General features: G+C 55.1%; 3 protein-coding genes, 1 rRNA gene and 2 pseudogenes. All 6 read left to right on the top strand.

Annotated features, from left to right (window positions below):
* Positions 1 to 89, top strand: a 5S ribosomal RNA gene (rrf, locus tag ACIGHL_RS20140); the annotation flags it as partial.
* 1,839 nt (positions 90 to 1,928) lie between these two features.
* A pseudogene (locus tag ACIGHL_RS20135) lies at positions 1,929 to 2,861 on the top strand (flagellin N-terminal helical domain-containing protein); the annotation flags it as partial.
* A gap of 657 nt (positions 2,862 to 3,518) precedes the next feature.
* Positions 3,519 to 3,863, top strand: a pseudogene (locus tag ACIGHL_RS20130) (flagellin); the annotation flags it as partial.
* Positions 3,864 to 3,937: 74 nt separating this feature from the next.
* Complete coding sequence (locus tag ACIGHL_RS20125; RefSeq protein ID WP_128121070.1) at positions 3,938 to 4,297, top strand: flagellar protein FlaG; 360 nt, start codon at positions 3,938 to 3,940, stop codon at positions 4,295 to 4,297.
* A 76-nt stretch (positions 4,298 to 4,373) separates the two neighbouring features.
* Entirely contained in the window at positions 4,374 to 5,870 is a 1,497-nt protein-coding gene (gene fliD, locus ACIGHL_RS20120) for a flagellar filament capping protein FliD (RefSeq protein ID WP_128121141.1), read from the top strand.
* 87 nt (positions 5,871 to 5,957) lie between these two features.
* Positions 5,958 to 6,338, top strand: a complete 381-nt coding sequence (gene fliS, locus ACIGHL_RS20115) for a flagellar export chaperone FliS (protein WP_128121071.1) — start codon at positions 5,958 to 5,960, stop codon at positions 6,336 to 6,338.
* The last annotated feature ends 20 nt before the right edge of the window (positions 6,339 to 6,358 follow it).

The raw sequence follows: 6,358 nt of genomic DNA, 5'->3' as shown, positions 1-6,358 counted from the left end.
CCTGATCCCATCCCGAACTCAGTAGTGAAACGACGCATCGCCGATGGTAGTGTGGGGTTTCCCCATGTGAGAGTAGGTCATCGTCAAGCTTCTACACCAAACCCCCGATCTTCGTAAGAGGATCGGGGGTTTGTCTTTGGGCGTAGAAAAAAGAACAAACCCTCGCGGCACTGTTTCGCCCAACATGATCCTGCAGCCCGCTGCCACTGCTTTTAGAAGTGGCGTGCCAATATCTTGAATCGACAGTTCCATCCGGGGCCGCCCGTGCCTGGGCGCCGGCATCACCTACATCCGAGGTAAGAATTTCCATAAAACATCGGGCCCAGCTGCAGGTCGTGTTATAAGCTTGGTCAGCGAGGAGGTTTGCTGGTGTCAGCAGATGACTGCTCCGCTACCACCGCAACGCGTCTCTGCGGGTATCTAGGTGCCCAGGGTTTGGTCCTTCCGGTAGCGCCTCCTAGCGTGAGTGCCTTATAAGGCTGCGTGTCCGAAGGCATTGATACCTGGCTGCCTCTCGCCTCGAGCCAATCATCGTAATCAACCGCTCCTTTCCTCTGTGGCGTCTGTATATCGCTTTGCGGATCTGGCAGTGATTGCCGCGCTGCTTTAGCAACGGCGTGAGGCTCAGGTGCAAGGCGGGATAGCTAATGTGTGGCAAGAATTGGTCGGCTTTGAAAGCTGTCTTGATAGTGCGTGTCAGGGCTGACCTGGCCTGTAATTGCTAACTAGACAGGCATTTCCGAATCACCGTTTTCGCGAAAGCTTCGAAGTTCAATAGGTGCTTGGTTGCGATCGTATAGACGAACCCAGTTGATGGCGTTGTAGTTATGGACTGCAAGGTTGCGGAAGCCGACAGATTTTTCAGGCGCTGGGCCAGCGCGACGTCCAGAAAGCCGTCTTAAGCCAGTAGGTCGAAGGACTTGCCCATCGTTTCTGGAGGTGGCTGCTTTTGTTCGCTGCGGACATAGACTGCGATATGGACGCATAGCAGCGCGGCTCAGATTCAGAACCGGCACGTCCTGCAGGTCCAGATCACACAGTAACTCGTCGACATTGCCAGGAGTCTTGCTCCGCACTCTCTCAAGGCATCACATGAGCGAATCGAGCTTGCGCTCTACGATCAGCTTATCCATCGCTGCCTCCTTTCGGCGAGCATTCGCTCAACGTAGGGCATAAAGTCCTCATTATTAAAGATGTGTTTCGACACGAGCTGCGCATGCCGTTCCGATCCGCCGATGATGCGCACGCCGTGCCGAAGTATCTGCCCGAGCAAGGGCTCGCCAACCGTTGCCAGGTCAAAAGGTCTACAGCACGTCCAGTCGCTTCAGCAATATCCGAGATGAGCTGTATCTGCTGGTCAGCAGTCATCGTTGCGTCGCATAGAACAGCCTAGTCCAATTCGTTATCACTGTGCGCAGTGCCAGCGGCAACCGAACCAAAAACGTAGGCCAATCTGATGTCAGCATGCTGCCCTAGCAACGCCTCAACTTGCCTAATCGTCATACAAACCTGTCGTAACGTAGGGCAGGTGAAACCCACCGTCTTGATGCCGATGAATTGCTACCAGTCCACAACGAACCTGTAGGAGGCGCGTCCCGCGGCGAACCAGCCTCCGGCCAGTGCAGTGCCCAATAGACGCGGCAGCGCTTCGGGAATCGGGGCGTTTCACGCGCTGGCCCAGTGCGTCATTAAAGAATCTCGCAAAGCGTCCGAAAACCTTTGCAGGCGGGCTCGCTTGGTTGCGAATCCGCCGGTGTCGTACAGGTTGTTCTCGGGGCTTGCAAATTATTTTCGACTGCCTCCTAAAGCTCACCGAAACGGCGCCGATAAGCTATTCGAATGCGAACTCAATGGGTGCCTGGGCAAACAGCCGGCCCGGAGTCGCAAGCTCAGGCAACCAAAGTAACTAGCGCCCTTGGAGGCACATCATGGCTCTTACAGTCAATACAAACATCCCGTCGCTGAACACCCAACGCAACATCAACAGCACGTCCAACGCCCTGAACACCTCCATGCAGCGCCTGTCCACCGGTAGCCGCATCAACAGCGCGAAGGACGACGCCGCCGGCCTGCAGATCTCCAACCGTCTGACCAATCAGATCAGCGGCCTCAACGTCGCCGTGCGTAACGCCAACGACGGTATCTCCCTGGCGCAGACTGCCGAAGGTGCGCTTCAGCAGTCCACCAACCTGCTGCAGCGTATGCGTGACTTGTCCATCCAGTCCGCCAACGGCTCCAACAGCGATGCGGACCGCTCGGCCCTGCAGAAGGAAGTTTCCGCTCTCCAGAGTGAGCTTACCCGTATTGCTGAAACCACCACATTTGGCGGCCGCAAGCTGATGGACGGCTCGTTCGGTACTTCCAGCTTTCAAGTTGGTTCGAATGCCTATGAGAACATTGATGTAACTGTGAAAAACGCCTCGGCTAGTGCAATAGGTTCCTATCAAGTAGGTAGCAAGGCGAATACTGCAGCGACTTCTGGTCTGCCGACGGCTGCGAATCTTTCTACCGTAACAGCTAGCGTAGTTGCAGACGCTACTGCTGCATTCACTGCCAAAGACCTCAAAGTGGTTGGCGGTGGTCAATCCGAAACGGTATCGATTGCTGCCGGCGACAGCGCCAAGAGTTTGGCTGCCAAGTTCGATGGTGCCATTTCGGGAATGACTGCAACTGCGCGAACCGTATTTACCGCTGAAGTTAGCGCGGCGGCTGGTCAGTCTTCCGACTTCACCTTGAAAGTTGGGGATGCAGAGGTGGATCTGGTAGGTGTGACCTCTACTGAGAACCTCGCCGAGCAGATCAATTCCAACGCATCCAAGCTGGGCCTAAAGGCAAATCTTTCCAGCGAAGGCGTACTGACTATCGAGTCGGCTTCTGGCGAGAACGTAACCTTCGGGCAGAGCAGCAATGCAAACGTGGGTCTGAGTGTCAGGGTTCAGGATGCGTCCGGCACCTTTGGCGCAAAGACTGCGGTGGGAGATACAGATGGAAAGACCGTAGTCGGCTACGTTCAGCTTAATTCGTCGAGTAGCTATGCAATTTCCGCTGATGCTGTTGATGTTAAACAAGACGTTGCCCAGGCCCAGCTTTCAGCTATTTCATATACCGCAGATACCCCTGCGACGGATGCTGCGAAGTTTACTATCGATCAGGTCTCCGTCGTAGGTGGCGGTTATGGCGGTGCAGATCTTGATATTGATCTTTCCAGCTATACAGGTGCTACTGCACTTACTGATCGGGCCAGCCTCCTTAATGCAATTAAGGAACAAGATACCACTGGCGCGCTGATTATCGATGCGACAGCCGGCACCATTCGCTCGGTTAATGGCGGTGATATAGAGTTTGGAACCATAACTGGAAAATTGGCCGACGGCACGACCAACTCGACCACTGGTGGCGTAGTTGCAACATATGAAACTATGCAAGCTGATGGAACATATACTGCTTCCGCTACTGCGGTGAGCACCAATACGGCCTCGGCAGTGGAAGTAACTATCGAAGACGTCGCTGGAAGCTACCAATTGTTCGGCTCTGCTAGTGCCGAAAAAAACTCGGTTGGTGAAATCGACATTTCTACCGCTGATGGTGCCCAGCGCGCATTGGCGGTAATCGACAACGCTCTTGCCGGTATTGATTCCCAACGCGCCGACCTTGGTGCGGTACAGAACCGTTTCGACAACACCATTAACAACCTGCAGAACATCTCGGAAAATGCCTCGGCCGCCCGCAGCCGAATCATGGATACCGACTACGCTGCGGAAACCGCTAACCTGTCTAAGAACCAAGTTCTTCAGCAGGCCGGTACCGCGATTCTGGCCCAGGCCAAGCAGCTGCCGCAGGCTGTTCTGTCCCTGCTCCAGTAAGGCGAAAGCCGTCTGGCAAACAGGAGGGAGGGGCTTGGGCTCCTTCCTCCTTTTCGCGTTGTGAGGTGTTCTAAATGGAAACGGTAAATCTCACTTCTTCGGCGACGCCGAGTATCAGCCGGCCCGAAATGCCGGTCAGGACTGTGGCGAAAGTTGACGAAGCCACGCAGGCTGGCGTAACCGACACCAGCAGTGATACGAAAGCGGCTCGCGTTGAGAGTGCGACTTCAGCGGTCGAGAAGTTTAAGACGCTGGTGCAGGACCTTCAGCGTAACCTCGATTTCAGCGTGGACGACTCTAGCGGCCAGGTTGTGGTCAAGGTAATGGATGGCGAGTCGGGCAAGCTAATTCGCCAGATACCTTCTGAGGATTTGCTTCGTCTTTCTGAGCGGCTAGAAGATATGCGCAGCCTGCTGTTCAAAGCTGAGGCATAAAGGCACGATTATTGGGTGCTCTTTTTGATTGCCGGGCTTTGTCTGGCTTTCGGACAAATTTTTGACGAGGTGGCGTATGGCGGGTATCACGGGTATCGGTTCCGGCATGGATATCGATTCAATGGTTAAAGCCATTTCATCAGCTGAGAAGGCGCCCAAAGAGAGCCAGCTCAAACGAGTCGAAGCCAAGACGACCACGCAGCTGACGTCGCTCGGACAATTGAAGGGTGCGATCAGCAACTTCCAGACAGCGCTATCCACGCTCAACAGCCCATCCTCGTTTCTCGCGCGTAAGGCCACTTCCTCAGATACGGCAGTTCTAACCGCCACGGCCAGCCAAAGCGCAGTCGCGGGCAGCTATAAGCTTGAAGTCGAGAAGCTGGCTAGCAACAGCAAAGTCGCCTTGGCTGCGATGCCTGCTGATGATGAAACCAAGCTGAACGCTGGCACCTTGACTATTAATGTGGGCGGTACGGCTGCGCTGGATGTTGTCGTCGACTCGACTAATAACACGTTGGCGGGTGTGCGAGATGCCATCAACAAAGCAGGCGCAAGCGCCGGCGTCAGCGCGACCATTATTACCGATGACCAAGGCTCACGGCTGGTGCTGAGCAGTAGCAAGACGGGTGACGGTAACGACGTTACCGTTTCGGCCGTCAATGCGGACCCTGCGGAAGCCAATCAATCTTTGACCAGGCTGGCCTATAGCGGCCCAGCCGTGGCGCCCGATGTTGGTGATGTTGCTAAATATCCCGACGGGGATCTCGACACCAGCTACATCACGGATAAGGCTGCCTACGATGCGCGGATGGCTGATGCAGGCGCAGGCAAGACGCTAGCCGTCGCGCAGAGTGCCAAGTTCACAATCGACGGCCTTTCGGTTACGCGTGACAGCAACAGCGTCGATGATGTTGTCAGCGGTATTAGCTTCGAGCTTAAAAAAGAAGGCTCCAGCAGCCTGACCATTACGCGCGACGAGGCCGGCGTGCAGGGTAATGTCAAAAAATTCGTCGATGCGTACAACACGCTGATGACCTTCATCAACACCGAGACGAAAGTCACCACGGTCAATGAGAACGACGCTCCGGTCACTGGCGCCTTGGTGGGCGATAGCTCGGTTCGATCACTGATCAATACCATACGCTCGGAATTGGTCTCGCCTCAGGGCGATGGAGCAATACGCGCCTTGGCCGATATGGGCATCACCACCAAGAAAGACGGTACTTTGGAGATGGATGCCACCAAGGTGGGCAAAGCGATCAGCTCCAACTTCGAAGGCGTGGCTGCATATTTTACTGGGGATACCGGCTTGGCGAACCGCCTGGGTGCGCGGTTGAAGCCCTATACCGACGCTGGCGGAATTCTGGAGTCGAGAACTGGTGCGCTGCAAGAGACCATCGAAAAAGTCGACAAGCAGAAGGAAGAGCTGACCAAGCGTATTACGGCATTGGAAGAGCGGTTGTATAAACAATTCAACGCTATGGATGCGATGGTGGCTCAGCTTACCCGCACCAGCGATAGCCTTACTCAGCTATTCGACAGCATGCCCGGCTTCGTTACCCAGAAGGATTGACGTTGAAACTTCGCTCGTTCGCAGCCTAAAGCTCTTTGCGGAACAGTCGATAACTTGAACAGTATCGCTAATCGCTTGGAGCCCATCATGTACGCAATGTCCGCAATGAAGCAGTATCAGCAAGTAGGTGTGCAGGCCCAGGTGACCGAGGCCAGCCCACACCGCTTGATACAGATGCTCATGCAGGGTGGTCTGGACCGGATCTACCAGGCAAAAGGTGCGATTGAATTCGGTAGGGTAGCTGAGAAGGGCGAACTGATTGGCAAGAGCATCGCAATTATTGGCGGCCTTCGCGAGGCGCTCGATTTCAAGGAGGGCGGCGAACTCGCCCAGAATCTGGATCGTCTCTACCAATACATGATTCGACGCTTGACCGACGCCAATCGCAAGAACGACCCTGCACCGCTTGCTGAGGTGGCCGACTTGCTCCGCGAGGTCAAGTCAGGCTGGGATGGGATCAGTGACTAATCGATTCGTAGGAGCAGCGC

It is taken from the genome of Pseudomonas sp. NPDC077451 (genome assembly GCF_044543345.1).
In the GTDB taxonomy this organism is placed as follows: Bacteria; Pseudomonadota; Gammaproteobacteria; order Pseudomonadales; family Pseudomonadaceae; genus Stutzerimonas.
Note: the sequence above shows the minus strand (reverse complement) of the source record. Positions and strands in the feature narration are given on the sequence as shown.